This window comes from Streptomyces sp. DSM 42067, from assembly GCF_055792885.1.
On record NZ_CM147706.1, the window covers coordinates 830909 to 856035 of the forward strand.

Annotated in this window: 27 protein-coding genes and 1 pseudogene; 15 read left to right on the plus strand and 13 right to left on the minus strand. The window is 70.9% G+C overall.

What is annotated here, in order from left to right:
* The first annotated feature begins 174 nt into the window (after positions 1-174).
* On the plus strand, positions 175-498 hold the full coding sequence (locus tag ACSMXV_RS04100) for a hypothetical protein (RefSeq protein ID WP_473176334.1): 324 nt from the start codon (positions 175-177) through the stop codon (positions 496-498).
* Positions 499-704: 206 nt separating this feature from the next.
* On the plus strand, positions 705-1244 hold the full coding sequence (locus ACSMXV_RS04105; RefSeq protein WP_473176335.1) for an ATP-binding protein: 540 nt from the start codon (positions 705-707) through the stop codon (positions 1242-1244).
* Between the two features lie 222 nt (positions 1245-1466).
* On the opposite strand, the gene ACSMXV_RS04110 is transcribed toward ACSMXV_RS04105, so the two are convergent.
* On the minus strand, positions 1467-1772 hold the full coding sequence (locus ACSMXV_RS04110) for an SHOCT domain-containing protein (RefSeq protein ID WP_473176336.1): 306 nt from the start codon (positions 1770-1772) through the stop codon (positions 1467-1469).
* A 176-nt stretch (positions 1773-1948) separates the two neighbouring features.
* On the opposite strand from ACSMXV_RS04110, the gene ACSMXV_RS04115 reads away from it, so the two are divergent.
* Both ACSMXV_RS04115 and ACSMXV_RS04120 read left to right on the plus strand, forming a co-directional pair.
* Positions 1949-2533, plus strand: a complete 585-nt coding sequence (locus ACSMXV_RS04115; RefSeq protein ID WP_473176337.1) for a TetR/AcrR family transcriptional regulator — start codon at positions 1949-1951, stop codon at positions 2531-2533.
* 16 nt (positions 2534-2549) lie between these two features.
* Positions 2550-3134, plus strand: coding sequence for a DUF4865 family protein (locus tag ACSMXV_RS04120; RefSeq protein ID WP_473176338.1), 585 nt, complete (start codon positions 2550-2552; stop codon positions 3132-3134).
* A gap of 62 nt (positions 3135-3196) precedes the next feature.
* Here ACSMXV_RS04120 and ACSMXV_RS04125 read toward each other — a convergent pair whose 3' ends face one another.
* The 4 genes from ACSMXV_RS04125 to ACSMXV_RS04140 are packed head-to-tail and all read right to left on the minus strand — an operon-like array spanning position 3197 to position 6989.
* Positions 3197-4438, minus strand: coding sequence for an ROK family protein (locus ACSMXV_RS04125; RefSeq protein ID WP_473176339.1), 1242 nt, complete (start codon positions 4436-4438; stop codon positions 3197-3199).
* A 46-nt stretch (positions 4439-4484) separates the two neighbouring features.
* On the minus strand, positions 4485-5147 hold the full coding sequence (locus ACSMXV_RS04130) for an alpha-ketoglutarate-dependent dioxygenase AlkB family protein (protein WP_473176340.1): 663 nt from the start codon (positions 5145-5147) through the stop codon (positions 4485-4487).
* Between the two features lie 9 nt (positions 5148-5156).
* A complete protein-coding gene (locus ACSMXV_RS04135) occupies positions 5157-6056 on the minus strand; it encodes a class II fructose-bisphosphate aldolase (protein WP_473176341.1) in 900 nt (299 codons plus the stop codon).
* A gap of 42 nt (positions 6057-6098) precedes the next feature.
* On the minus strand, positions 6099-6989 hold the full coding sequence (locus tag ACSMXV_RS04140; protein WP_473176342.1) for an SIS domain-containing protein: 891 nt from the start codon (positions 6987-6989) through the stop codon (positions 6099-6101).
* 139 nt (positions 6990-7128) lie between these two features.
* Between ACSMXV_RS04140 and ACSMXV_RS04145 the strand changes: the two genes are divergently transcribed.
* The 4 genes and pseudogenes from ACSMXV_RS04145 to ACSMXV_RS04160 all read left to right on the plus strand — a co-directional run bounded on the left by ACSMXV_RS04145 (position 7129) and on the right by ACSMXV_RS04160 (position 9488).
* Positions 7129-7908, plus strand: a complete 780-nt coding sequence (locus tag ACSMXV_RS04145) for a DeoR/GlpR family DNA-binding transcription regulator (protein WP_473176343.1) — start codon at positions 7129-7131, stop codon at positions 7906-7908.
* A gap of 233 nt (positions 7909-8141) precedes the next feature.
* A pseudogene (locus tag ACSMXV_RS04150) lies at positions 8142-8282 on the plus strand (MFS transporter); the annotation flags it as partial.
* 105 nt (positions 8283-8387) lie between these two features.
* Positions 8388-8648, plus strand: a complete 261-nt coding sequence (locus tag ACSMXV_RS04155; RefSeq protein ID WP_473176344.1) for a hypothetical protein — start codon at positions 8388-8390, stop codon at positions 8646-8648.
* A 102-nt stretch (positions 8649-8750) separates the two neighbouring features.
* Positions 8751-9488, plus strand: a complete 738-nt coding sequence (locus ACSMXV_RS04160) for a maleylpyruvate isomerase family mycothiol-dependent enzyme (protein ID WP_473176345.1) — start codon at positions 8751-8753, stop codon at positions 9486-9488.
* 22 nt (positions 9489-9510) lie between these two features.
* On the opposite strand, the gene ACSMXV_RS04165 is transcribed toward ACSMXV_RS04160, so the two are convergent.
* Positions 9511-9915, minus strand: coding sequence for a MarR family winged helix-turn-helix transcriptional regulator (locus tag ACSMXV_RS04165; RefSeq protein WP_473176346.1), 405 nt, complete (start codon positions 9913-9915; stop codon positions 9511-9513).
* Positions 9916-10001: 86 nt separating this feature from the next.
* On the opposite strand from ACSMXV_RS04165, the gene ACSMXV_RS04170 reads away from it, so the two are divergent.
* A complete protein-coding gene (locus ACSMXV_RS04170) occupies positions 10002-11507 on the plus strand; it encodes an MFS transporter (RefSeq protein WP_473176347.1) in 1506 nt (501 codons plus the stop codon).
* Positions 11508-11622: 115 nt separating this feature from the next.
* Here ACSMXV_RS04170 and ACSMXV_RS04175 read toward each other — a convergent pair whose 3' ends face one another.
* The 3 genes from ACSMXV_RS04175 to ACSMXV_RS04185 all read right to left on the minus strand — a co-directional run bounded on the left by ACSMXV_RS04175 (position 11623) and on the right by ACSMXV_RS04185 (position 14597).
* Positions 11623-12288 carry a response regulator transcription factor gene (locus tag ACSMXV_RS04175; RefSeq protein ID WP_473176348.1) on the minus strand — a complete coding sequence of 222 codons (666 nt, stop codon included), beginning with the start codon at positions 12286-12288 and terminating at the stop codon, positions 11623-11625.
* Positions 12285-13586: a sensor histidine kinase gene (locus ACSMXV_RS04180; RefSeq protein ID WP_473176349.1), complete on the minus strand. Its 1302-nt coding sequence runs from the start codon at positions 13584-13586 to the stop codon at positions 12285-12287. Before ACSMXV_RS04180 ends, ACSMXV_RS04175 begins: the two co-directional genes overlap by 4 nt.
* Before the next feature lie 240 nt (positions 13587-13826).
* Positions 13827-14597 (minus strand): TetR/AcrR family transcriptional regulator, encoded by a 771-nt coding sequence (locus ACSMXV_RS04185; RefSeq protein WP_473176350.1) that lies wholly within the window; start codon positions 14595-14597, stop codon positions 13827-13829.
* A gap of 146 nt (positions 14598-14743) precedes the next feature.
* On the opposite strand from ACSMXV_RS04185, the gene ACSMXV_RS04190 reads away from it, so the two are divergent.
* On the plus strand, positions 14744-15193 hold the full coding sequence (locus ACSMXV_RS04190) for a nitroreductase family deazaflavin-dependent oxidoreductase (protein WP_473176351.1): 450 nt from the start codon (positions 14744-14746) through the stop codon (positions 15191-15193).
* Positions 15194-15263: 70 nt separating this feature from the next.
* Here ACSMXV_RS04190 and ACSMXV_RS04195 read toward each other — a convergent pair whose 3' ends face one another.
* Positions 15264-16484 carry a geranylgeranyl reductase family protein gene (locus tag ACSMXV_RS04195; protein ID WP_473176352.1) on the minus strand — a complete coding sequence of 407 codons (1221 nt, stop codon included), beginning with the start codon at positions 16482-16484 and terminating at the stop codon, positions 15264-15266.
* 214 nt (positions 16485-16698) lie between these two features.
* Between ACSMXV_RS04195 and ACSMXV_RS04200 the strand changes: the two genes are divergently transcribed.
* The gene (locus ACSMXV_RS04200) at positions 16699-18054 is read left to right on the plus strand and encodes a M20/M25/M40 family metallo-hydrolase (RefSeq protein WP_473176353.1); all 1356 of its coding nucleotides are present in this window, start codon (positions 16699-16701) and stop codon (positions 18052-18054) included.
* 122 nt (positions 18055-18176) lie between these two features.
* Here the strand turns inward: ACSMXV_RS04200 and ACSMXV_RS04205 are convergent, their stop codons facing one another.
* Positions 18177-19217, minus strand: coding sequence for an NUDIX hydrolase (locus ACSMXV_RS04205; protein WP_473176354.1), 1041 nt, complete (start codon positions 19215-19217; stop codon positions 18177-18179).
* A 157-nt stretch (positions 19218-19374) separates the two neighbouring features.
* Here ACSMXV_RS04205 and ACSMXV_RS04210 point away from each other — a divergent pair, with 157 nt between their 5' ends.
* From ACSMXV_RS04210 to ACSMXV_RS04220, 3 genes are all read left to right on the plus strand, one after another.
* A complete protein-coding gene (locus ACSMXV_RS04210; protein ID WP_473176355.1) occupies positions 19375-19554 on the plus strand; it encodes a hypothetical protein in 180 nt (59 codons plus the stop codon).
* A 24-nt stretch (positions 19555-19578) separates the two neighbouring features.
* Positions 19579-19923: a hypothetical protein gene (locus ACSMXV_RS04215; RefSeq protein WP_473176356.1), complete on the plus strand. Its 345-nt coding sequence runs from the start codon at positions 19579-19581 to the stop codon at positions 19921-19923.
* Between the two features lie 262 nt (positions 19924-20185).
* Positions 20186-21361 (plus strand): macrolide family glycosyltransferase, encoded by a 1176-nt coding sequence (locus ACSMXV_RS04220; protein WP_473176357.1) that lies wholly within the window; start codon positions 20186-20188, stop codon positions 21359-21361.
* Between the two features lie 96 nt (positions 21362-21457).
* Here the strand turns inward: ACSMXV_RS04220 and ACSMXV_RS04225 are convergent, their stop codons facing one another.
* The gene (locus ACSMXV_RS04225; RefSeq protein ID WP_473176358.1) at positions 21458-22417 is read right to left on the minus strand and encodes an ROK family protein; all 960 of its coding nucleotides are present in this window, start codon (positions 22415-22417) and stop codon (positions 21458-21460) included.
* Positions 22418-22678: 261 nt separating this feature from the next.
* On the opposite strand from ACSMXV_RS04225, the gene ACSMXV_RS04230 reads away from it, so the two are divergent.
* Entirely contained in the window at positions 22679-23665 is a 987-nt protein-coding gene (locus tag ACSMXV_RS04230) for a LacI family DNA-binding transcriptional regulator (RefSeq protein WP_473179229.1), read from the plus strand.
* Between the two features lie 69 nt (positions 23666-23734).
* Here the strand turns inward: ACSMXV_RS04230 and ACSMXV_RS04235 are convergent, their stop codons facing one another.
* Entirely contained in the window at positions 23735-25039 is a 1305-nt protein-coding gene (locus ACSMXV_RS04235; protein ID WP_473179230.1) for a DUF6986 family protein, read from the minus strand.
* Positions 25040-25127 lie beyond the last annotated feature (88 nt).

The following is a 25127-nucleotide window of genomic DNA, read 5'->3' on the forward strand; positions in this document are numbered from 1 at the left end:
CACAGCCCCCGTGGGCGGCCGGGGCGCATCCGCGGAATGCTTCCGGTGGAGGACTCCTGCTGGGCGAGAGCACTGGTGCTCGACGCCGGGCGCGTGCAGACTGCACGGCAGCACCGGTGGACACGGCACGGCAGCACGGGTGGACATGGCCGAACACACGAGGGGGCGGGGAGCATGGCAGAGCCCGAGTTCACGGCCACGGGCGTGCGGATCGGCAAGGGGCTGCGCTCGCTCACGCGGGCAGGTCAGATCCGGATCACCGACGGCAGGCTGGAGTTGCTCACCAGCTACGGGAGCGAGATCGACAGCGCACCGGTACAGGCCGTGCGTGCCGGCAAGCCCTGGCTGGGCGACGACGACCGGGCACTGGCCGACGTCAACGGCACGCGCTACCACCTGACGCTCGCCGAGGAAGACCCGGCGCCCGGCAAGGGCGGGCCACCCTCCGCACGCCGGTTCATCGAGGCGGTACGCAGGGCCGGAGGCGGCCGGGCGTAGTCGCCGAAGCGGGCGGGCACGGCGCGAGTTGCACGCAGGCACCCCCTGAGTCACTCTGGTCTCAGTCTCAACGTTTACTCAGGGTTTACCGGCGACTACGCTGCGAATCAGTTCGCCGGTCACGCAGCAGGCGACCGTGATCCGCAGCCGCCTCGCTGGATCCGTACTTCGTCTTCTTCCGGACCTCAATTCGGGGAGTCGCAGCCGTGATCAGTCAGCCAAGCAGGCACTGCACGGTGGAGCTCCAGGCCCTGCCGTCGCGGATCGGCCAGGTCCGCAGAATCGTCTCGGCGCAGTTGCGCTACTGGCATCTGGACGCCCTGATCGATCGGGCGGCGCTCGGTGTAACCGAGCTGCTGACCAACGTCCACCGGCACGCACAGCCGGACAAGGTGTGCACCGTAGAACTCGAGCTGCTGCTCGACCGCCTCACCGTCTCCGTCCATGACCACGATCCGAGACTCCCGCAGATCCATGACGCGGAGTCCTTCGCCACCAGCGGCCGCGGCCTCGCCATGGTCGCCGCGGTGAGCGAGAGCTGGGGCGCTCGCCCGCACGGCGAGCGGGGAAAGGTCGTGTGGTTCACGCTTCCCGCCCCGAACCCGTCCGCCCCGTCGGTACTGCTGCCCGCCTCTCCCGTGTACGGCGCCACCACGACAGGTCCGCTGCTGGCGGACCTGGAGACGGTGCCTGACGAGGAGCACGTACCCGGACATGCTCCCGCCCGGTCGGCCGTTGTCGGCTGACCGGGCGGTGACCCGGGCTCAGGGCTGTCAGCCAGTGAGGTGCGTGCACTGGACGCGGGCTCGCGGCGTCGCTCTGCCACCTGGTGGCGCCCTCACTCCGAGGCACCGTCACTCCGAGGCGCCGTCACTCCGTGGCGTTGGCCCGCAGCACTTCCAGCCGTGCCTCCCGGCGCGCGGGCGCAACCCGGGTGGCTGTCCGGGTGGCGGCGGTCACGGTGCTCGTCACACCGCACCGCCCTTGCCGCCGCTGCGTCCGAACTGCTCGTCCAGGACCGACAGCCGGCGCCAGTACTCGTCCTCGTCGATCTCGCCGGAGGCGAAGCGGCGGCCCAGCATGGCGATCGGCGAGTTGTCGTCGGAGGGACCCCACGGGCCGCGTCGGTCCATGGGCCGCCACGGGCCGCGGCGGCCGCGCCACACAGTGCGGCGCAGGACGGCGACGACGCCGATCACGACGGCCGCCCAGATCAGCGGGAAGAACAGGATCCACGGGCCGGGCCCGCCATCCCAGTGCGCCAGGGTCTGCATCTGAACTCATCTCCTCGGTAGCGATGCTGTCGCTGTGACGCTTCGAGACTGACGCCGGAAGGGGTGCCGGGTCGTCGTACGGCCAGCGGCACTGCGCGTACCACTGCGGGAGTACGCAGCGCACGGCGCGCTGCTCCCCCGGGTGTCCCCCGAACATGGCTTCTGTACCTACTAGTATGTACAGTGGCCGTATGAGCACCCCGGAGCGACTGATCGAGTCCACTCGTGAGCTGCTGTGGGAGCGCGGCTATGTGGGGACCAGCCCGAAGGCCATCCAGCAGCACGCGGGGGCCGGGCAGGGCAGCATGTACCACCACTTCACGGGCAAACCGGATCTGGCCCTCGCGGCGATCCGGCGCACCGCCGAGGAGATGCGCGCTACTACCGAGGGCGTACTGAGTGCTCCCGGTTCGGCGTACGAGCGCATCCAGGCGTATCTGCGGCGTGAGCGTGACGTTCTGCGTGGCTGCCCCGTCGGGCGGCTGACGATGGACCCCGACGTGATGGCCAGCGATGAGCTGCGCGCGCCGGTCGACGAGACACTCGACTGGCTGCGCGAGCGGCTGGCCGCGATCGTCGAAGGGGGCAAGGAGCAGGGCGAGTTCGCGCCCTCACTCGACGCGGAGGCGATCGCCGCGACGATCCTCGCGACAGTCCAGGGCGGATACGTACTGGCACGGGCGTCCGGCTCGCCCGCCGCCTTCGATGCCGGTGTCGGAGGGTTGTTGTCCCTGCTCACGGCCGGCTCCCCCGCCACGTAGTCCTTGGAGGAACACGATGCACGCCATGCAGTACGAGCTCACCCTGCCGGCCGACTACGACATGGACATCATCCGCACCCGCGCTACGGGCAAGGGCCCGCTCATGGACGACTTCCCCGGCCTGGGCCTGAAGGCGTTCTTGATGCGCGAGCGCGGAGTCGACGGCTCGCCGGTCAACCAGTACGGGCCGTTCTACCTCTGGAACACCCTCGAAGGCATGAACTCCTTCCTCTGGGGACCTGGATTCCAGGGTCTCGTCAACGACTTCGGCCGACCCGTGGTGCAGCACTGGACCGGTCTCGCGTACGAGCCGGGAGCGGCCGCCGACTCCGCCGCGCGGGTCGCCGTACGCCGGCGGCACCACATGCCGGACACGGAACCGCTGTCCGAACTGATCGAGGAGGCCGTACGGGAAACCGAGCGGGTGGCCCGGCTGGACGGCGCGGTGTGCGCGGCTGCGGCCGTCGACCCGCGCCACTGGGAACTGGTGCACTTCTCACTCTGGGATCACGACACGCCGAAGGCGCCCGGTGATGTGTTCCAGGTGCTGCATCTCGCGACGCCCGAGCGGGACCGGCTGCCGCGGGGGCGGCAGTGGTGAGCACGGCAGTGGTGGGCGACGGCCGAGCGAGCTGATCCTCAGCGGGGCGATGCGGCCGGGCCTCAGCCGTGTCCCAGCGCGGCGAGCGGATCGTCGAGCACCGGCTGCCACGCCAGCTCGGCCGCTCCCACCAGGCTGTTGTGGTCCAGCGTGCATGCCAGGATCGGTACGCCGCCGCTGCGGCCCCACAGGCTGCGATCCGCCACGACGGCGCGCAGCCGCTCCGGGTCCGCGTCGAGCAGGGCGCGGTGCAGGCCGCCGAGGATGATGCGGTCCGGGTTGAGGATGTTGACCAGGCCGGCGAGCCCCAGGCCGAGCCGGTCGATCAGCGCCTCCGTGGCCATACGGACCGTCGGGTCGGCGTACTGGGTGCTAATCAGATCGAGCGACTGCTGCAGCAGCGACACCTCGGGGCCGGGGGTGCGGCCCGCCGCGTTGAGGAACGCGAGCGGGTCGGCCTCGACGTCGAGGCAGCCGCGGCTTCCGCAGTGGCAGGGGCGGCCTTCCGGGTTGACGGTGAGGTGGCCGACCTCCAGGGCGAGGCCCGAACTCCCGGTGTGCAGGCGCCCGTCGAGGACGAGCGCGCCACCGACACCGCGGTGGCCGGTGGCCACGCACAGCAGGTCGCGGGCGCCGCGGCCTGCTCCGTGCCGGTGCTCGGCGAGCGCGGCGAGGTTGACGTCGTTGCCGGCGAACACCGGCCCGGGGAGGCCCGCTTCGCGCACCTTCCCGCCGAAGATCTCCCGCACCGGAGAGCCCGCGGGCCAGGCGAGGTGCAGTGGATTGAGCGCGGTGCCATCGGGTTCGGCGACGGCGGACGGCACGGCGAGCCCGGAGCCCACACAGCGTCGTCCCGTCTCGCGCAGCAGCTGGGCGCCCGCTTCCACGACGGAGCCGAGGACCTTCGCCGGGTCCGGGTCGATGATCTCGCAACCGGGGGCGGTGGCGACGATACGGCCGCCGAGGCCGACGAGCGCCGCCCGGAATCCATCGGCGTGGACCTGTGCGGCGAGTGCGACGGGGCCCTCTTCGGCGATCTCCAGGCGGTGCGAGGGCCTTCCCTGCGATCCGGCGGCCGCGGTGGGGCGGACGTCGACGCGGATCAGGCCGAGGGCTTCGAGTTCCGCGGCGACCGCGCCGGCTGTCGCACGCGTGACGCCCAGTTCGGACGTGAGCACGGCACGGGTCGGGGCACGGCCGGTGTGGACGAGTTCCAACGCGGGACCGAGAGCGCCGCGCCCTCGCTCGAGCCGGTTGCGCGTGGACGTTTCTCCCGCCACTCGATGGGCCTCATTGCCGTTCATGAGGGCGAGTCTCCCATGATCAGCGGACAGTGCGGCATCGGACCCGTCACGCCACCGGCACCCGCCGTCCGCTCACCCGCAGGGTGATGTTCAGCCGCCCGCGCAGCCCGAGTTCTGGCGGCCCGCTGCCGGGCTCGACACGTGGCACCCCGTGGTAAGCGAGCCGTGCGGGCCCGCCGAAGACGAACAGGTCCCCGCTGCGCAGCTCGACATCCACGTACGGCCGCCCTCGCGATTCGACGTTGCCGAACCGGAAGACACAGGAATCGCCGAGGCTCAGGGACACCACCGGGTCGTCGGCGTCCTCATCGCTGTCCCGGTGCATCCCCATCCGCGCGCCCTCGTCGTAGAAATTGATCAGCGCGATGTCGTACGGCGAGGAGCACTCGGCGACACCGAGGGCGTCCTTCACTCCCTGGCGGGCGAGGTCCCCGAGCCACTGCGGGAACGGCTTCACGGGCGCCCCGTCCCCGTCCGTCACCGTGCGGGCGTAGCCGTACGGGTACCAGTGCCAGCCCAGACACACCTGGCGGGCGCTCATCGTGCCGCCGCCCGGCGTGCGCACGGTCCGTAGCCCGGCGGGCGGGCGCGCCCACTCGCGGCAGGCCTCGAGCAGCTCGCGCTGGCGCTCCGGAGGCAGCCAGTCGGGGACATGCACGGCGCCTGGGGCCACCTCGGAGCGGGTCCGGGCAAACAACTCACCGCTCATCACCGGCAATCATGTCACCATGACCGGTCTCGGTGGTCCTCCCGTCTGTCCCGGCGGGCCGCCGCGCACCACGGTGATCAGCTGCGTCACGCTGCGCACCATGGCCTCGCGTGCCACGCTCAGATATTTCCGCGAATCCACCACGTCGGGATGGGTGGCAAGGTACTCCCGGATGGCCGTCGTCATGGCGAGATTCAGCGCGGTGCCCACGTTGACCTTGGCGATGCCACCGGTGACGGCCGCCGACAGTTCCTCGGCCCGCACGCCGGAGGATCCGTGCAGGACGAGCGGGACACCCGCGGACGCGGCGAGGCGCTTCAGCAGGTCGTGGTCGAGGGTCGCGGTGCGGGTGGTCATGGCGTGCGAGCTGCCGATGGCGACGGCGAGCGCGTCGACACCGGAGTCGGCCACGAATGCCCGGGCCTCGACCGGGTCGGTACGGGCTCCGGGGGCGTGGGCGTCGAGCGGCGCCCTGCCGTCCTTGCCGCCCACCTCACCCAACTCCGCCTCAACCCATAGCCCGTGAGCATGGCCCCAGTCGGCGGCGGCGCGGGTCGCGGCGAGGTTCTCCTCGTACGGCAGGCGCGCCGCGTCGTACATCACGGAGCTGAACCCGGCGGCGGGGGCCTGCCGCAACAGGTCGTCGTTCTGGACGTGGTCGAGATGGAGCGCCACGGGAACCGGCGACCGCTCGGCAGCGGCCGTCGCGGCACGGGCCAGTGGAAGCACCTGCCCTTGGCGGAACTTCACGGCGTTCTCGCTGATCTGCAGGACGACGGGCGCCTTCACGGCTTCGGCGCCCGCGATGACGGCCTCGACGTGTTCGAGCGTGATGATGTTGAACGCGGCAACGGCGGTGTGCGCGGCGAACGCCTCCGCGACCAGTGCACCGGTTGTAGCGAGCGGCACGGCTGATCCTCCCTCTCTGCTCCGTGGTCGGGGGCGGGTGGGTCAGGAACCGGTGAGGATCACGGAGCGGGTGAGGTGGCGCGGCCGGTCGGGGTCGAGGCCGCGGGTGGCCGCGACCGCGACGGCGAGCCTCTGGGCGCGCACCAGCTCGGCGAGCGGGTCGAGGCCGACCGCCACCCACATCCCGCCCGTGGCGCGCACCTCCTCCTCCAGTCCTTCAGGTGCCTCGCCGAGCATCCATGTCGCGGTGCCCTTGGTGGTGATGGCGATCGGGCCGTGCCGGTACTCCATGGCGGGGTAGGCCTCGGTCCACGCCAGTGATGCCTCGCGCATTTTGAGTCCCGCTTCCAGAGCGAGCCCGACCGTCCAGCCACGCCCGAGGAAGGTGAACTGCGTGCAGTCGACGAGCCGTTCGGGCAGGGGTTCGGCGAGCGCGGTGCGCGCGTCGTCGACCACGGCTTCGGTGTGCAGGCCGAGGTGGGCTCGGAGCAGCGTGAGCGCGGTGGTGGCGAACCGGGTCTGCACGACGGACTGTTCGTCGGCGAAGTCGAGTACGACGATGTCGTCGGCGGCATGGATCACGGGCGTCCGGGGGTCCGCGGTGATCGCGGTCGTGCGGGTGCATCCCCGCAGCCGCCCGAGGAGTTCGAGTACCTCGGTCGTGGTGCCTGAGCGTGTAAGGGCGACAACCCTGTCGTACGCGCGGGCCCGGCCGGCGGGGAACTCGGAGGCGGCGAAGGCGTCGGTCTCGCCCTGGCCCGCCTGCTCACGCAGCGCCGCCGCTGCCTGCGCCATGAACCACGAGGTACCGCAGCCGACGATCGCGACCCGCTCCCCCGCCGCCGGAAGCACCGAGCGATGGCCGACGGCCAGGCCGACGGCGCGCTGCCAGCACTCAGGCTGGCTGTTCAACTCGTTCTCGACATGGCTCATGTCGGCCCCCTCCACACAGCGACTCGAGGTGCGATGCTCTTTTTTGCAAGATATCGAGCTGTTCCGAGCAGGATCAAGCATGCTGAGGGATCCGCACTGCGCTAGGGTCCCCGTGAAGATCGAGGAACGGAGAGTGCGGATGTCCCGCGACGCCCGCTGGAAGACGCTGCTGGAACTGCTCGTCGAGCGCGGCCGGCTGGACGTCGAGGAGGCGGCTGCCGAGCTGGACGTGTCGGCCGCGACGATCCGCCGGGACTTCGACCAACTCGCCGACCAGCAGATGCTCGTACGGACGCGGGGCGGCGCCGTCGTGCACGGCGTGTCGTACGAGCTGCCCCTGCGCTACAAGACCGCGCGGCGCGCCTCCGAGAAGGAACGCATCGCCAAGGCCGTGGCGGATCTCGTCTCACCCGGCGAGGTGGTCGGCCTGACCGGCGGCACCACCACCACCGGGGTGGCGCGCGCACTCGCCGTGCGACCCGATCTGGCCTCGGGCTCCCCGGCGTTGACGGTGGTGACGAACGCCCTCAACATCGCCAATGAGCTGGCGGTACGGCCACAGTTCAAGATCGTGGTGACCGGCGGTGTGGCCCGCCCGCAGTCCTACGAGCTCGTCGGCCCCCTCGCGGACGGCGTACTGGACCAGATCACCCTCGACACCGCCGTCCTCGGTGTCGTCGCCTTCGACGCGAACCATGGCGCGGCGGCGCACGACGAGGAGGAGGCCGCGATCAACCGGCTGCTGTGCGAGCGCGCGGAGCGCGTGGTGGTGGCCGCTGACTCCAGCAAGCTGGGACGACGGGCCTTCGCCCGCATCTGCGCCACGGAACGCGTGGACACGCTGGTCACCGACTCGGGCGTGGATCCCGAGACGGTGGCGGGGTTCGAGGAGGCGGGGGTGAGGGTCCTGGCGGTATGAGCCCCCGCGGCCCCAGGCCCGGCCGGGCGCCGCCGTACACGTCCGAACTCCTTGAGCGCCCGCGAACACCCTTGTACGCATCCGGGCCAGCGGTCCGTCGACACCTCGGGGGTGTCTGCGAAGACTCCGGTAGCGAGTTGTCGCGTTCCATACCTGGTTCCGCCGTAGCAACGACCTGCACCTCGGAGAGACCACCGCCGGTCTGGTAGCCGGCGTACCGATGCTGGCCCCGGGGGACACTGCTGCCGGGACCGCCCGCGATCGGCTTCATGGCGGACTGGTTCTCGCTCCCGGAAGCCCTGACAAGCGTGGCGGCACTGGCCGCGGTGGCGGCGCTCATCGGGTACGCGACCCGGCACGCGGCCACGCGGTGAGCAGTCTGAACGCCACGGAACCACCACCTCGCCGGGACCGCCTGCCCCTGTGAGAAGCTGAGCCGCGCTCAGATTCTCACGTCCTTTCAGACATCGGGGGAAGCAATGGGTTTCATCAACAACGCCAAGGCGAACGAGGCGACCAGAGTCGCCACCGAGGCGTACGGCGCCGGACGACAGATCCTGGTCTTCAAGATCATCGAGGCGAACTCCAGCCATCGCCACACCGGCCTCATGGCGGGCGTCGGCGAGCAGATCGAGGCCATCGAGGCACAGGGCTGGATACTCGACCGCATGGCCGGCGTGGAAGGCAAGGCGCTCACCGGCGAACGGACAGCGCTGATCTGCCTGTTCCGCCGCCGCTGAGGCGTAGAGAGGGTGGAACGCTTCGTGCAAGCGGCGGACGACGGTGACGCGACCGTCTCCCTAAGCCCCCTTCGACCGCACTCCATCGGGCACACTCACCGCATGGACACCTCCGAGCACATTCACACGCTGGAGGCGGAGGGCCGGTTGCTGGCCGTCGCCGCGGAGGAGGCCGGGCCGGACGCCAAGGTGCCGACCTGCCCCGGCTGGGAAGTGCGTGATCTGCTGCGGCACACGGGGATGGTGCACCGCTGGGCCGCCGCGTTCGTCGCCGAGGGCCACACCTCGTACCATCCCGACGGTGGTCTGCCGGATCTCGACGGCGGCGAGCTGCTGGCATGGTTCCGCGCGGGACACCGCGCGCTGGTCGAGACGCTCGCGACCGCCCCGCCCGATGTGGCGTGCTGGAGCTTTCTTCCGGCGCCGTCGCCGCTGGCCTTCTGGGCCCGACGGCAGGCGCACGAGACGGCGGTGCACCGGTTCGACGCGGAGTCGGCACGGGGCGGGACGCCCGAGACGATCGGCACGGACTTCGCCGTGGACGGGATCGACGAGCTGCTGTGCGGCTTCCACGCGCGGCCGAGGAGCAAGGTGCGTACCGAAGAACCACGCGTCCTGCGGGTGCGGGCGACCGACACGGACGCGGTGTGGACCGTCCGGATCTCCGCCGACCCCCCGGTGACCGAGCGCGACGGCGGCGGCGAGGCGGACTGCGAGGTCTCGGGCCCTGCCGCGCGGCTCTATCTGTCGCTGTGGAACCGGCTGCCGTTCCCCCGCGTCACGGGTGACAGCTCTCTCACGGCGCTGTGGCGGGAGAAGTCGGGCGTCACCTGGCGCTGACACAGCTGACCGAGCTGACCGATCAGGCGGACCGGTCCTCCGCCAGCATCCGCGTCAGCACCGCCCGCTGCAGCGGGCGCACCCGGGCATGCAGGTCACGTCCCTTCGCGGTCAGCGCGACGCGTACCCCGCGCCGGTCCTCCACGCACATGCCCCGCTCGACCAGGCCGTCCTTCTCCAGCCGCCCGATGAGCCGCGACAGCGCACTCTGACTGAGATGGACCCGCCCGGCGATCTCCTGCACCCGGTACGAGCAGCCGCCGTCCTCGGCCGCGCCTTCCGCGAGTACGTCGAGGACCTCGAAGTCGCTGGCGCCCAGGCCGTACTGGTGCAGCTCGCGGTCGAGTTCGCACATGGTGCGTGCGTGCACGGCGAGGATGTCCCGCCACTGGTCCACGAGCCCCTGCTCGGCCTTCTTCGCCGCCATGACCGCACGGTAGCAGAAGAAAGGTGTTTGTTGCATCGACATTAAATGCACTTGCATCAGATGCATGTGCATGTAGCGTGCTGCGCATGACCTCTCCGCTCACGGCTTCCGCGGCACACGAGCGCTGGACCCCACGACTGTGGGGAACCCTGCTGGTGCTCTGCGCCGCGATGTTCCTGGACGCTCTCGACGTCTCGATGGTCGGCGTCGCCCTGCCGTCCATCGGCTCCGAACTCGATCTGTCCACCTCGACCCTTCAGTGGATCGTCAGCGGCTACATCCTGGGATACGGCGGACTGCTGCTCCTCGGTGGACGCACCGCCGACCTGCTGGGCCGTCGCCGCGTCTTCCTCATCGCGCTCGGCGTCTTCGCGCTGGCCTCGCTGCTCGGCGGCCTCGTCGACTCCGGTCCGCTGCTGATCGCCAGCCGGTTCATCAAGGGCCTGAGTGCCGCGTTCACGGCGCCCGCAGGCCTGTCGATCATCACCACCACGTTCGCCGAGGGCCCGGTGCGCAACCGCGCGCTCTCCATCTACACCACCTGCGCGGCCACCGGTTTCTCGATGGGCCTCGTCCTGTCCGGCCTGCTCACCGAGGCCAGCTGGCGCCTGACGATGCTGCTGCCCGCACCCATCGCGCTCATCGCCCTGATCGCCGGGCTGAAGCTGATCCCGCACAGCGAGCGCGAGAAGAAGCACGGCGGCTACGACGTACCGGGCGCCGTCATCGGCACGGCCTCGATGCTGCTGCTCGTCTTCACCGTCGTCCAGGCGCCGGAGGCCGGCTGGACTTCGGCCCGCACCCTCCTCTCCTTCCTCGCCGTCGCCGTACTGCTCGCCGTCTTCGTGACGATCGAGCAGCGCGCCGCGAGCCCGCTGATCCGGCTCGGGGTACTGCGCTCCGGCAGCCAGATCAGGGCACAGCTGGGAGCGATGGCGTTCTTCGGTTCGTACGTCGGGTTCCAGTTCCTGGTCACGCTCTACATGCAGTCGCTGCTCGGCTGGTCGGCGCTGCAGACCGCGCTGGCCTTCCTGCCGGCCGGTGCGCTGGTCGCTCTGTCGGCGACGAAGATCGGCGCCGTGGTCGACCGGTTCGGGACCCCGCGGGTCATCGCCACGGGCTTCACGCTGCTGGTCATCGGCTACGCACTGTTCCTGCGGATCAGCCTGACACCGCAGTACGCGGCGGTGATCCTGCCCTCGATGCTGCTGCTCGGCGCGGCGTGCGCACTGGTCTTCCCGTCGCTCAACATCCAGGCCACCAACGGCGTCGACGACGACGAACAAGGCATGGTGTCCGGCCTGCTGAACACGTCGGTCCAGGTGGGCGGCGCGATCTTCCTGGCCGTGGTGACGGCCGTGGTGACCGCGAACGGCCACGGGGGCTCGTCCCCGCAGGCCGTACTGGACAGCTTCCGTCCGGGCCTGGTCGTGGTGACGGCCATCGCACTCGCTGGACTGCTGGTCACGCTCCCCGGGCTCCGCGCGCGGCGGCCGCAGCAGACTGTGCTCGTCGCGAAGTCCGTACAAGAGGACGAGTCCGTGCAGGCGGAGCGGGAGACGGCGGAGGAACGCGTCACCGTCCGCGACTGACATTCCACCGACCGACTGAAACCACCAGCACGCGCGCGTGCCCGGCGCTCAACGTCCCTGTGCGCCGGGCACGCGCGCGTGTCCGTGTCCCGTACGTGCCGTGGGCGCCTCGAGGTCAGCCCAGCCACCCCGGCCGTACCAAGCCCGACTCATAAGCCAGGACCACGAGTTGGGCACGGTCGCGGGCGCCCAGCTTCACCATGGTGCGGCTGACGTGGGTCTTGGCGGTGAGCGGGCTGACGACGAGGCGGCGGGCGATCTCCTCGTTCGACAGGCCGATGCCGACCAGAGCCATCACCTCCCGTTCCCGCTCGGTGAGTTCGGACAGTGACTCGGCGGCCGCGGGTTCCTTGGAGCGGGCCGCGAACTCCCCGATCAGCCGTCGCGTCACACTCGGCGACAGCAGCGCGTCGCCGTTCACCACCGCGCGGACAGCGCGCAGCAGTTCCTCCGGCTCGGTGTCCTTGACCAGGAAGCCCGAAGCACCGGCCCGGATCGCCTCGAAGACGTACTCGTCCAGTTCGAAGGTGGTGAGCATGACCACCTTCACCGCCGCAAGGTCCGGATCGCCGGTGATGCGGCGGGTCGACGCGAGGCCGTCGACCAGGGGCATGCGGATGTCCATCAGGACCACGTCGGGGCGCAGCTCGCGCACCATGCGCAGCGCCTCCTCCCCGTCCGCTGCCTCCCCGGCCACCTCGATGTCCGGCTGAGCGTCCAGCAATGCCCTGAAGCCGGCTCTCACCAGTGACTGGTCGTCGGCGAGAAGTACGCGGATCACCGGCCCTCCTTGAGCGGCAGGACGGCGGACACGCGGAAACCGCCGTCGGGGCGCGTGCCCGCTTCGATCGCGCCACCGAGGACGGCGGCACGTTCCCGCATGCCGGCGAGGCCGTTGCCGCTTCCACCGGCGTCCACGCCGGTCGCGGGCCCGTCGTCGTCGACGCGCAGGCGCAGTGCCCGGTCCTCGTACCGTACGAGCACGCGCGCGTGCCGGGATCCCGAGTGCCTCACGACGTTCGTCAGCGCCTCCTGGACGATACGGAAAGCGGCGAGGTCGGTGCCGGGCGGCAACGCCACATGCTGCCCCTCCGTCTCGACGCCGACGGTGAGTCCGGCGCTCGAGGCCTGCTCGACCAGCTCGGAGAGCCGGTCGAGTCCCGGAGCCGGGGCGCGGGGGGCATCCCCGGGTGTGCGGAGCGTGTCGAGGACCTGGCGCACCTCGCCCAGCGCCTCCTTGCTCGCCGCCTTGATGGTGGTCAGCGCGGTGCGGGCCTGCTCGGGGTCGGAGTCGAGCAGCGCCAGGCCCACACCCGCCTGGACATTGATCACGGAGATGCTGTGGGCCAGTACGTCGTGCAGTTCCTGGGCGATCCGCAGCCGCTCCTCGTCGGCACGGCGCTTGGCGGCCAGCCGCCGCTCGGCGCGTTCGCGGTCCCACTGTTCGCGGCGTGCGCGGGCCAGTTCGGAGACCGCCACGATGGCCGCCACCCAGGCGGCGATGACCGCTTCCTGGCCCCAGGACGTGGGCCTGTCGTTCGGCGGGGGCAGATAGGCGTAGAGCCAGTGGGCCACCAGCAGATGCCCCGCCCACAGCATGACGACAGCCGCCCAGACCGCCCGGCGGTGCCCGGAGACGATCGCGCTGAAGAAGCCCACGGCGACGGTGAGGAAGATCGGCCCGTACGGATACCCGGCACCCACATAGATCATCGCGACGGCCGCCGTACCGAAGGTCACGAGCACCGGGTACCGCTGCCGCCACAGCAGCAGGCCGGTGCCCGCGATGAGCAGTACCCGGGCGAGGACGTCAAGATCGGCGCGTTCGCCGGCCTGTTGGTGTGCCGCGAAGTGGGAGCCGGCGAGCACGAACACGGTGAGCAGCAGCGTGGAGCGCCAGGGCCACCGCGCGCGACGTACGTCCTCGTCGTCGTGGGCGGGGGCCCGCCAGTTCCACCAGGGCGGTCCGTGCCGCCACCACGCCGGCGGCCCGTGCCGGCACCACCGCGGTGTCCCGCCCCGGGTCCACAACGCCGGGCCACCGCGTTGCCGTACGCGCTGCTCCTCCATGCCTGCCACGCTAGACGCCGGCACCGGCCAGGGGCGTCAACCATGCGTGGCGATCACACATACTCCCGCTGGAGTACCTCAGGTTCGGGTGCCGCGGCCTCGCTGGTCCCGAACCGCCGGTTCAGGCGGCGCAGCGGCCGCTCATCGGACGCACTGCTTGCCTACGAGGAGGCGCGGCGGCGCATCGCGGATGTGATGAGCGCGGATCCGTGGGCCCGAGCTGCGCTCACTGTATGAGCGGATCCCGCGTCAGGATCCGGCCCTTCTGCCGCCCGAGGTCGTACCCTTGCCCCTGCCCTGAGGGCGATAAGGTGCCTCGGCGTTTCGGCCGTGGTTCAACAGGCCTACGTAATGGGCGAGTTGGGTGACAGCGTGGGTGAAGAACACCGCGCGGTCCTCGACGACCCGGTGGAACTGCCCGAAGACCTCGAAGCCGACCAGTCCGTACAGCTGCGCCCACGCGGACACCAGGGCCGCGACCACCTCCGGCGGCAGGTCGGGCGCCAGATCCGCCGTCATGCGCTCCGCCTCGGGCCTCAGGTCGGCCGGGAGCGGCGGGCGTGCGATACCGCGCCCCTCCCAGGCGCCACGGACGACACCGATGAGCAACAGCCCGACGCGCGACGCCGCGGGGACGGTCGAGTCGGGCGCGGAGTAGCCGGGCACGGGCGAGCCGTAGATGAGCGCGTACTCGTGCGGATGTGCCAGTGCCCAGGCGCGCACCGCCTCGCAGACGGTGGTCCACTGCTGCACCGGCTCGGCGTCGGCGGCCTTGGCGTGCGCCGACTCCGCGGCCTCGCCGAGGGAGTCGTAGGCGTCGATGATGAGGGCGGTCAGCAGGTCGTCGCGGCTCGGGAAATAGCGGTAGAGGGCGGAGGACACCATGCCGAGCTCGCGGGCCACGGCGCGGAGCGAGAGCTTGGCGGCGCCCTCGGCGGCGAGCTGTCTGCGCGCCTCGTCCTTGATGGCGGCGGTGATCTCGGTACGCGCCCGGGCACGGGCTCCACGTGCGGTGCTCATAAGGGCAGTGTCCCACGGTTTCGGAGCAGTGCACACAAACGAGAGCGCCGCATCAAAAAGAGAGCACTGCTCTTGCTTTGGATCACCGATCCCGTGCACACTGCTCTCGAGCGAGAGCAGTGCTCTCTCAACGGGTGGAGGTCACCATGGCACAGCAGCACTACATCAAGCCCGGCGCCTTCGAAGCGGGCATGAACCGCTTCATCGGATGGATCGCCCGCCGCGGCATCAGCCTCCTCGGCCACGCCGAGCTGTCCGTCCGCGGCCGCAAGAGCGGAGAGTGGCGCCGCGTCCCGGTCAACCCGCTGCCGTACGAGGGCGGCCGCTACCTGATCTCGGCCCGCGGACACTCCGAGTGGGTGCGCAACATGAGGGCCGCCGGCGGGGGCCGCCTCCAGGTCGGCCGCCGCACCCAGGAGTTCACCGCGGTGGAGCTTCCGGACGACCAGAAGCCCACAATCCTGCGCACCTACCTCAAGAAGTGGGGCTGGGAGGTCGGCCGCTTCTTCGGCGACATCACCGCCGACTCCACCGACGAGGAGCTGCTCGCGGCGGCGCACAAGCACCCCGTCTTCCGCATCACGGTCAAGAGCTGAGGACGCTCAGAACCGCAGTCGGCGCTCAGTCCCGTCAGCCGGGTCGGAGTGCGCACGCAGACAATTGCGCCTACGCAGACGGATCCAGGGCGCTCAGAGCGCGCCCCGCCATCGGGTGGGTCCTGACGAGCTCGCCCAGCGAGGTCGACCCCTGGGTGATGCCCGTGAACGCCTTCCAGGCGGGCCTGAACCCGGTGATCGCCGCGTGGAACAGGCCGGGCCTGCGCTCGAAAACGGCCAGCAGGCGCTTGCCGACGCTCATCTCGACACCGAGTCCCGCCTTGACGGCGAAGGCATAGTTGAGCGCCTGGCGCCGGGTGTCCACCGCGTCGTGCGCCTCGGCGATGCGTACCGCCCACTCCCCCGCGAGCCGCCCGGAGCGCAGCGCGAACGAGATGCCCTCGCGGGTCCACGGCTCCAGCAGTCCCGCAGCATCGCCGCACACCAGGACCCGGCCGCGCGAGAGCGGGGAGTCATCGCTGCGGCAGCGGGTCAGATGCCCGGAGGAGAGGCTGGGTTCGAAGCCTGCGAGACCGAGCCGCCCGATGAAGTCCTCCAAGTACCGCTTCGTGGCGGCGCCCTCGCCGCGCGCGGAGATGACACCGACGGTCAGCGTGTCGTCCTTCGGGAACACCCAGCCGTAACTGCCCGGAAGCGGGCCCCAGTCGATGAGGACCCGGCCCTTCCAGTCCTCGGCCACGGTGGGCGGAACCGGGATCTCCGCCTCCAGCCCCAGGTCGACCTGTTCGAGCTTCACGCCGACATGGGCTCCTATGCGGCTGGCGCTGCCGTCCGCGCCGACGACGGCCCGCGCGTACAGCGTCTCGCCGCCCTGCAGCACGACGGCGACGGTGCGCCGGTCCGGTACGACCGGCCCGTGCTGCTCGACCCGGGAGACCGTGACGCCGGTACGCAGTTCGGCGCCCGCCTTCTGCGCGTGCTCGACCAGCTGCTGGTCGAACTCCGGCCGGTTGATGAGCCCGAACAGCATGTGCCGTGAACGGCGGGTACGGGTGAACTTGCCGTCAAGGGAGAACGTCACGGCGTGCACCCGGTCCTTGAAGGGCAGTTCGAAGCCGGGCGGCAGTGCGTCGCGCGAGGGGCCGATGATGCCCCCACCGCACGTCTTGTAGCGGGGCAGCTCGGCCTTCTCCAGGATCAGCACCCGGCGCCCCGCGACCGCTGCCGCATAGGCGGCGGAGGCACCCGCTGGTCCGGCCCCGACCACCACGACGTCCCATACCTGCCGAGCGTCGTCCGCTGAGTTCTCGCTTGAGTTCTCGCTGCTCACGATGGTCTGCCGCTCCCGATCCAGCCGTCTGCCGCACTTTCCCCCGCATCCTACGGCGGACGCCGCCGCCCGCCGCTGTGGGAGGATCGGCAATGTGTTCGCCGTACATCCATGACGCGCGAACCCACAGACCGAAACACTACGAATACGTACACAAGCGCACGCGTGCAGGCACATGCATGCGCGCGCCGTCGCACCTACGAGGAGCGTGCCCATGTCGCCGAATCCGATCGCCGAGACCGTCGCCGCGCTGATGCCTCGGGCGAAGGCGGAGCTCACCGACCTGGTGGCCTTCAAGTCGGTGGCGGACTTCGAGCAGTTCCCCAGGAGCGAGAGCGAGAAGGCCGCGAACTGGGTGGCGGACGCACTGCGTGCGGAGGGCTTCCAGGATGTGGCGCTGCTGGACACCCCCGACGGCACGCAGTCGGTGTACGGCTTCCTGCCCGGCCCCCAGGGTGCGCCGACCGTGCTGCTGTACGCGCACTACGACGTGCAGCCACCGCTCGACGAGGCGGCATGGACGACCCCGCCCTTAGTCCTGACCGAGCGGAACGGCCGGTGGTACGGGCGCGGTGCCGCCGACTGCAAGGGCGGCGTGATCATGCATCTGCTGGCGCTGCGCGCCCTCCAGGCGAACGGCGGCGTCCCCGTCAACGTCAAGGTGATCGCCGAGGGTTCGGAGGAGCAGGGAACAGGCGGCCTCGAGCGGTACGCCGAGGAGCACCCGGAGCTGCTGGCTGCCGACACGATCGTCATCGGCGACTCGGGCAACTTCCGCGTGGGCCTGCCCACGGTCACCTCCACGCTGCGCGGCATGACCATGGTCCGCGTACGCATCGACACCCTCGAAGGCAACCTGCACTCCGGCCAGTTCGGCGGCGCGGCGCCCGATGCGCTGGCCGCCCTCGTGCGCGTACTGGACTCGCTGCGCGCAGAGGACGGGTCGACGACGATCGACGGGCTCACGGGCGACACCGCGTGGGACGGACTGCAGTATCCGGAGGCCGACTTCCGCAAGGACGCCAGGGTGCTGGACGGCGTGCAGCTGATCGGTTCCGGCACGGTCGCCGACCGGATCTGGGCGCGGCCGGCCGTCACCGTCCTGGGCATCGACTGCCCGCCGGTGGTGGGTGCCACGCCGTCCGTGCAGGCGAGCGCGCAGGCGCTGATCAGCCTGCGCGTGCCTCCGGGCGTCGACGCGGCAGAGGCGACGAAGCTGCTGCTGGCCCATCTCGAGGCGCACACGCCGTGGGGTGCGCGCGTGCAGACGGAACAGATCGGCCAGGGCCAGGCGTTCCGCGCGAACACCGCCAGCCCCGCGTACGCGGCGATGGCGGATGCGATGAGCGTCGCGTACCCGGGTGAGGAGATGCAGTACGCGGGCCAGGGCGGCTCCATCCCGCTGTGCAACACGCTCGCCGCGCTCTACCCGGACGCGGAGATCCTGCTGATCGGCCTGAGCGAGCCGGAGGCGCAGATCCACGCGGTCAACGAGAGCGTGTCCCCGGAGGAACTGGAGCGGCTGTCGGTCGCGGAAGCGCTGTTCCTGCGCAATTACGCGGCCAGTTGACGTAAGCGGGGGACGTAGTGGGGGCGCGGCGACGGGCGGGAGCCACTCGTCGGCCGCCGCCACGATCCGGTCGTACGCACGCACAACGCTGCACAAGGCGGCACGCGGGACCGCTGCGCCCGTCAGCCGACCGGCACGCCGCCCTCCAGATAGAGGGCCGCTCCGCGCTCGCGCGCACGCAGGGCCCAGCGGAGCCGCTCGTACCGGACGGGCGGCAGGAGTGAGGCCGCCTCATGTTCGGTGACGAAGCGCCAGTCGCGCAGTTCGGGGCCCGGCAGAAGCATCCGCCGGGTCTCTCCGCTGTCGAGCCGCCCGCCGTCGTAGAGCAGGCGCAGCCCGCCGTATCCGGGCGGGTTGGGCAGTTCCCAGTCGACGACCAGCAGCCGTGGCACGTCCTGGAGCCGGATGCCGGTCTCCTCGGCGACCTCGCGCATGCCCGCGCGCGCGGGAGCCTCACCTGATTCGACGACACCTCCGGGAAACTCCCAGCCCGGCTTGTACGTCGGATCGACGAGCAGCACCCGGTCCTGTTCGTCGAAGAGCAGTACGCCGGATGCGACGGTCTCGGCAGTCGGCTCAGGGCTCTGCACGATGTCGCAGACGGGCGCGTCCCCGGTACGCACGGCGTCGGCTATGCGGACCGCGGTCTCGTACGGGGTGAGCGGGCCGTTGTCGACGAGGTGGGCGTCGGTGGTGAGCCAGGAGCCGAGCGCCGCCTGGTACGGCTCGATGTGGTCGTAGGACCACTGGCGCACGCGCATCTCGCCGTCGGGTGTGCCGGGCGGTATGTCACGGTCGGCTATTCGCTCTCGGAGGATCGTTTCGGCCGGGGCGAGAAGCACATGCCTCACCGGGATCCTCCGCGAGGCGAGCCCGCCGAAGATCTCGTCGCGGTACTCCTGGCGCAGCAGGGTCATGGGGACCACGAGGACTCCCCCCAGCTCGGCGAGCAGCGCCGCGGCCGTGTCGACGACGAGGCGCCGCCAGATCGGCAGATCCTGGAAGTCCGTGACCTCGGCGAGGCGCTTGGGCGGCAGGAGATACGACAGTCCCCCGCCGATGAGCTCGGGGTCGAAGAGCGTGCTGTTCGGGATCAGGTCGATCAGTTCCCGTGCGGTCGTCGTCTTTCCCGCACCGAACGCGCCGTTGATCCAGACGATCACGTTTCCCCCTCTTCTGTTGGCCCCCTGTGGCTTGCCCGCTCAACCCTGCCACGGAAACCAGCCCCTGATGACGGCGACAGCACGTCCCCGATCACTTGACGGATCCGAACGGTAGCTGACTGTTCCCGAAGCCGGGCCTTGGCCTTAGTCTTGCTCCATGTCCCCGAGCCCACAGCCTTCTGGGTCCGTGCGGTCTGCCTCCGCGGTGAACGAGCAGATCCGCGAGTTGTGGCTGCGCGCAGGCGGCACGCTGTCCGCCGAAGAGCGCGTGGAGTACGAAAAGCTGGTCATGGAATGGGCAGCGGCCGTCCGCTGCAGTGTCGGCGAGGCCGCGTAGGCCGCGCCCGCAACGCATACGTCCATGGCCGGTCTGGGGTTCGTCGCGCTGGGCGTGGTGCTCATTGCAGCAGGAGCCGTCTGGAACGGACGCGCCCTTCGCCCCCTGTCGCGGAAACGGGCCCGCGCGGCGCTGGCACGCGACTACCGGAGGCATCTGCTCCGCTCCGCCGACATGGCGATCGCGGCGGCGCGCCGCAGGGCCGACCGCGGCGAGCCTGTCATCGTCCGCATCGACGACGTGATCGGCGTCGCGTCCCAGCACTTCGGCCACACCTACGTACCACGCGAACAGGCGGCCGCCGCGCTCCGTCAGCGGTACAAGGCGGGCGGCTGCCGCGCGGACTGCATGACGGACGCCTTCGACTGACGGCGAGAGGTCTCCTGGTCGGGCGCCTCGCCCGCCGACCGCGGCGGCGGTCGTAATCGGTGTGACCGGCAGCCTGGTCGCGGGTTAGAGTCCCGGCATGTACTTGCATCAGATCTACGGCTGACACGGACAGGGGCAGTGCCCCCGCCTCCGCCCCGCATACCCATGTGCGCCCCGCCGGCAGGACCTGCCTCTCGCAGCGGTCGGCGCACCGGTTTGCCGTGTCCTTGTCTCGCCGTAGACCTGAAATGAGTGATCTTCCATGTCCCGTCGCCGTGCCCACATCGCGATGGTCGGCATCCCCGCCGTCAGCCACGTCCTGCCGAGCCTTGAGATCATCCGCGAGCTGGTGGCCCACGGCCATCGGGTGACCTACGCCAACGACCCGGCGGTGGCCGACCTGATCGCAGCCACCGGCGCTGAACTCGTACCCTGCACCTCCGTGCTGCCGGTCGCCGACAACAACTGGCCAGACGACCCCATCGCCGCGATGGACCTCTTCCTCGACGACGCCATTCAGGCCCTCCCGCAGTTGCGCGCCGCCTACGACCACGACCGTGCGGACCTCTACCTGTACGACATCGGTGCCTACGCCGCGCGCGCCCTCGCGGAGACGCAGGACCGCCCCGTCATGCAGCTGTCCCCGACCTTCGTGGCCTGGAAGAGCTACGGCGAAGATGTGGGAGCACACCTGTGGCAGCTGCCGGGCGCAGACGCGTACCGAGCGAAGTTCGCACAGTGGCTCACCGACTGTGGGGCGTCCACCACCGACGTGGACACCTTCTCAGGCCGCCCCGCGCGGGCCCTTGCGCTGATCCCCCGAGCGATGCAACCGCACGCCGACGAGGTCGACACCGAGGCGGTGACATTCGTCGGCCCCTGTCTGGGTCCGCGTGGGGATGAGGGTGCCTGGACGCGTCCCGCCGATGCCGAGAACGTGCTTCTGATCTCCCTGGGCTCGGCGTACACGCGCCAGCCGGAGTTCTACCGCCAGTGCCTGGCGGCCTATGGCGACCTGCCCGGCTGGCACGTCGTACTCCAGATCGGGAAGTACACCGACCCGCAGGAACTCGGCGACATCCCGCCCAACGTCGAAGTGCACTCCTGGGTGCCTCAGCTGGCGATTCTTGAACAGGCCGACGCCTTCGTCACCCATGCGGGAATGGGAGGCAGCAGCGAAGGGCTGCTCACCGGCGTTCCGATGATCGCCGTCCCGCAGGGCGCCGAGCAGTTCGTCAATGCCGACCGGCTTGTCGAGTTGGGCGTGGCCCGCCGCATCGACACCGCGGAAGCCACCGCTGAGACCCTACGGACCGCGCTGAGTGAACTTGTCGCCGACGCGGAGGTATCCCGCCGCTCGGCGCTGCTCCGTGCCGAGGCGCGAGCCGAGGGTGGCACCAAGCGGGCCGCCGACCTCATCGAGGACATGCTGGGCTGAGCTTCGCCCGCGGCCGACCAAGGGTGGTGAGGCGGCGCCCCGCTGCTTCACCACCCTCGGCTCTTCACACGCGAACCCCTCACGGGGGCTGAGCGCTCAGCCGCCAACCCCGGCCACAGCCGTCCCGGCCCCCGCCCCGAGAGCCGCCGCGGCCGCGCCCACCAGGCCGGCGTCCGTGCCCATCAGTGCGGGCACCACGGTGAGGCGCTGCACGAACGAGAGGGTCGCGTAGTCCCGCAGGGCCCTGCGAAGGGGTGCGAAGAGGAGATCGCCGGACTTCGCCACTCCCCCGCCGATCACTGCGATGTCGATCTCGACGAGCGTGGCGGTGGCCGCGATGGCGGCGGCCAGCGCTTTAGCCGCGCGTTCGAACGAGGCGACGGCCACCGGATCACCGGCACGCGCGGCCTCCGCCACGGCGGCGGCCGAGGTGTCGCCGTCGGGACCGGGCCGCCATCCCGCCTCCAGCGCGCGGCGTGCGATGTTCGGGCCGCTGGCGATCCGCTCCACGCAGCCGCGCGCTCCGCACGGACAGAGATCACCGTCGAGATCGACGCTGATGTGTCCGATGTGGCCGGCGTTGCCCGTCGGGCCGGGGTGGAGGCCGCCGCCGAGGACGAGGCCTCCGCCGACCCCGGTGGAGACGACCATGCAGAGTGCGTTGTCGTGACCGCGGGCGGCGCCCTGCCAGTGCTCGGCGGCCGCGATGGCGACCCCGTCGCCGACGAGTTCGACGGGCAGCCCGGGGGCAGCCGCCCGTACCCGTTCGACGAGGGGAAAGTCGCGCCAGCCTGGGACGTTGACCGGGCTCACCGTGCCGGCCGAGGCGTCGACCGGGCCCGCGCTGCCGATGCCCACGGCCCGCGCCCGGGTCCACAGCGGGGAGGCCGTGAGCTCGCCGACCACATCTGCGACGGCGCGCATCACCGTCTCGCCGTCTTCCTGCGCCGGCGTCGGGCGCTGTGCGCGCACAAGGATCCGACCGTCACCGTCCACCAGGGCTCCGGCGATCTTGGTTCCGCCGATGTCGAGGGCGGCGACGAGGTCGTTCTGCATCAGCGTGGGATCTCCTGTGAAGCGCAGGGTGCGGAGAGTGAACGATACGGGGGCGATGGACAGTCTCTCCCCCTTCTGACAACGTTGTCCAGGGCCTATGCTCAGGTGCACATCCTTATGCAGCCCATCCTTATGCAGGATGCACCCGACCTCGGTGCGCATCCGGTGCATACGACCTACTCGTGGACGACAGGACAGGACAGCGCGAACGTGGCCGACCCCGCCCGACGACCCGACAACCGCTACGGCTCTCGTCCGACCATGAAGGACGTCGCCACGCGCGCCGGAGTCGGCCTGAAGACGGTCTCTCGCGTGGTGAACGGCGAGCCCGGCGTCACGCCCGACACCGAACGCCGCGTCCAGGCGGCCATCGACGCCCTGGGCTTCCGGCGCAACGACAGCGCACGGGTCCTCCGCAAGGGCCGCACCGCCAGCATCGGCCTGGTCCTCGAGGACCTGGCAGACCCTTTCTACGGCCCGCTCAGCCGCGCCGTCGAGGAGGTCGCCCGCGCCCACGGCGCCCTGCTCATCAACGGATCCAGCGCCGAGGACCCGGACCGCGAGCAGGAGTTGGCCCTCGCCCTCTGCGCACGCCGCGTGGACGGGCTGGTGATCATCCCGGCCGGCGACGACCATCGCTATCTGGAGCCCGAGATCAAGGCGGGCGTCGCCACCGTCTTCGTGGACCGGCCCGCCGGGAAGATCGACGCCGCTGCCGTGGTCTCCGACAGCTTCGGCGGCGCGCGGGACGGCGTCGCCCATCTCATCGCTCACGGCCACCGCCGGATCGGCTTCATCGGCGACCGGCCGAACATCCACACCGCGGCCGAGCGCCTGCGGGGCTACCGCGCGGCCATGGCAGACGCGGGCATACCGGTCCAGGACGCCTGGATGTCGCGGGGTGCCACGGATCCGGAGCGGGTCCGGCGGGCTGCCGAGGAGATGCTGAGCGGCCCGGAGCCGGTCACCGCGTTCTTCGCGGGCAACAACCGTGTGACCGTGACGGTGGTGCGTGTCCTCTCCGAACGTCCGCGCCCCGTGGCCCTGGTCGGCTTCGACGACTTCGAACTCGCCGATCTGCTGCAGCCGGGCGTGACCGTCGTCGCCCAGGACGCCGCGCAGCTGGGACGTACGGCCGCGGAGCGGTTGTTCCAGCAGCTGGACGGTGTGCTCGCCGCGCCGGAGCGCACCGTGCTCCCGACGCGGCTGATCACACGGGGTTCGGGCGAACTCCCGCCCGCCGGCTGACCGCTGACCCCGTGCGACCGCAACCATCGGCCACACCGCTACTACTGGCCACACCCCCGGGCGGGGCTACTACTGGCCGGAGACCGTCAGATCACCGCGCCGCGGTGCCACGTACCGCTCGAGGTCGGTGCGCGTGAGTCCGCTCAGGCGCGCCACCTCGCCGATGTCGAGGGCTCCGCAGTCGAGACCGCGCAGCAGATAGCCGCTGAGGGCCTTGGCCGTCGCGGGCTCGTCCATGATGTCCCCGCCGACCCGGTTGGCGTAGGCGGCCAGGCGCGCCGCGGCCTGCGCGAAACCCTCCCGGTAGAAGGCGAACACGGCGGCGTAGCGGGTCGGGATATGGCCCGGGTGCATGTCCCAGCCCTGGTAGTAGGCGCGGGCCAGCGCCCGGCGGGTGAGGCCGTAGTGCAGCCGCCAGGCGTCGTGGACCTTCTCGGTCGTGCCGACCGGCAGCACGTTGGTGGAGCCGTCCGAGACGCGGACGCCGGTGCCCGCGGCGGCGACCTGCATGATCGCCTTGGCGTGGTCGGCGGCCGGGTGGTCGCTGGCCTGGTAGGCGGCGCTGACGCCGAGGCAGGCGCTGTAGTCGAAGGTGCCGTAGTGCAGGCCGGTGGCGCGGCCCTCGGCGGCGTCGATCATCCGGGCGACGGTCGCCGTCCCGTCGGGGGCGAGGATGGCCTGGCTGGTCTCGATCTGTATCTCGAAGCCGATCCTGCCGGGCTCCAGGCCGCGGGCCTTCTCGAACGCCTCGAGGAGCCGGACCATGGCGGTGACCTGCTCGGCGTAGGTCACCTTGGGCAACGTCAGAACGAGCCCGTCGGGCAGACCGCCGGCCTCCATCAGCCCGGTGAGGAAGATGTCGAGCGTGCGGATGCCGCGGTCGCGTACGGCGGCCTCCATGCACTTCATGCGGATGCCCATGTACGGGGCCGCGGTGCCGTTCTCGTACGCCTGGGCGACCAGCCGTGCCGCGCGGGCGGCCGCCTCGTCCTCCTCCGTGTCGGGGCGGGGCCCGTAGCCGTCCTCGAAGTCGATGCGCAGGTCCTCGATGGGCTCGCGCTGCAGCTTGGCGCGGACACGCTCGTACACGGGTACGGCGAGGTCGTCGCTCAGACCGAGGACGGCAGCGAGCGAGGCGGCGTCCGGGGCGTGTTCGTCGAGGGCCTTCAGCGCCTGGTCGCCCCAGGAGCGGATGGTGTCGGCGGTGAAGACGTCACCGGGGACGTAGACCGTGTGGACGGGCTGACGGGTGCCGGGGTCTCCGGGGTAGCGGCGCTCGAGCTGCGCGTCCACCAGGGCGAGGGTGGCACTGATGTCCTCTCTGACCGCGCCGGCGAGGCTCGTGGCCACCTTCTCCTGCTGCCCCATGCCCACACCCTCCGCCGTCACTTTTCCGAGTCACGGAATCAACAATCCGTTGAGCGAAGCTATCCATGGCGCTTCCCGCTGGTCAACACCCTCT

Coding starts and splice junctions, on each gene's coding strand:
- ACSMXV_RS04100 (WP_473176334.1), top strand. CDS start 175: ATGGCAGAGCCCGAGTTCACGGCCACGGGCGTGCGGATCGGCAAGGGG.
- ACSMXV_RS04110 (WP_473176336.1), bottom strand. CDS start 1,772: ATGCAGACCCTGGCGCACTGGGATGGCGGGCCCGGCCCGTGGATCCTG.
- ACSMXV_RS04115 (WP_473176337.1), top strand. CDS start 1,949: ATGTACAGTGGCCGTATGAGCACCCCGGAGCGACTGATCGAGTCCACT.
- ACSMXV_RS04120 (WP_473176338.1), top strand. CDS start 2,550: ATGCACGCCATGCAGTACGAGCTCACCCTGCCGGCCGACTACGACATG.
- ACSMXV_RS04125 (WP_473176339.1), bottom strand. CDS start 4,438: ATGAACGGCAATGAGGCCCATCGAGTGGCGGGAGAAACGTCCACGCGC.
- ACSMXV_RS04130 (WP_473176340.1), bottom strand. CDS start 5,147: ATGAGCGGTGAGTTGTTTGCCCGGACCCGCTCCGAGGTGGCCCCAGGC.
- ACSMXV_RS04140 (WP_473176342.1), bottom strand. CDS start 6,989: ATGAGCCATGTCGAGAACGAGTTGAACAGCCAGCCTGAGTGCTGGCAG.
- ACSMXV_RS04145 (WP_473176343.1), top strand. CDS start 7,129: ATGTCCCGCGACGCCCGCTGGAAGACGCTGCTGGAACTGCTCGTCGAG.
- ACSMXV_RS04155 (WP_473176344.1), top strand. CDS start 8,388: ATGGGTTTCATCAACAACGCCAAGGCGAACGAGGCGACCAGAGTCGCC.
- ACSMXV_RS04160 (WP_473176345.1), top strand. CDS start 8,751: ATGGACACCTCCGAGCACATTCACACGCTGGAGGCGGAGGGCCGGTTG.
- ACSMXV_RS04165 (WP_473176346.1), bottom strand. CDS start 9,915: ATGGCGGCGAAGAAGGCCGAGCAGGGGCTCGTGGACCAGTGGCGGGAC.
- ACSMXV_RS04170 (WP_473176347.1), top strand. CDS start 10,002: ATGACCTCTCCGCTCACGGCTTCCGCGGCACACGAGCGCTGGACCCCA.
- ACSMXV_RS04185 (WP_473176350.1), bottom strand. CDS start 14,597: ATGAGCACCGCACGTGGAGCCCGTGCCCGGGCGCGTACCGAGATCACC.
- ACSMXV_RS04190 (WP_473176351.1), top strand. CDS start 14,744: ATGGCACAGCAGCACTACATCAAGCCCGGCGCCTTCGAAGCGGGCATG.
- ACSMXV_RS04200 (WP_473176353.1), top strand. CDS start 16,699: ATGTCGCCGAATCCGATCGCCGAGACCGTCGCCGCGCTGATGCCTCGG.
- ACSMXV_RS04210 (WP_473176355.1), top strand. CDS start 19,375: ATGTCCCCGAGCCCACAGCCTTCTGGGTCCGTGCGGTCTGCCTCCGCG.
- ACSMXV_RS04215 (WP_473176356.1), top strand. CDS start 19,579: ATGGCCGGTCTGGGGTTCGTCGCGCTGGGCGTGGTGCTCATTGCAGCA.
- ACSMXV_RS04220 (WP_473176357.1), top strand. CDS start 20,186: ATGTCCCGTCGCCGTGCCCACATCGCGATGGTCGGCATCCCCGCCGTC.
- ACSMXV_RS04225 (WP_473176358.1), bottom strand. CDS start 22,417: ATGCAGAACGACCTCGTCGCCGCCCTCGACATCGGCGGAACCAAGATC.
- ACSMXV_RS04230 (WP_473179229.1), top strand. CDS start 22,679: ATGAAGGACGTCGCCACGCGCGCCGGAGTCGGCCTGAAGACGGTCTCT.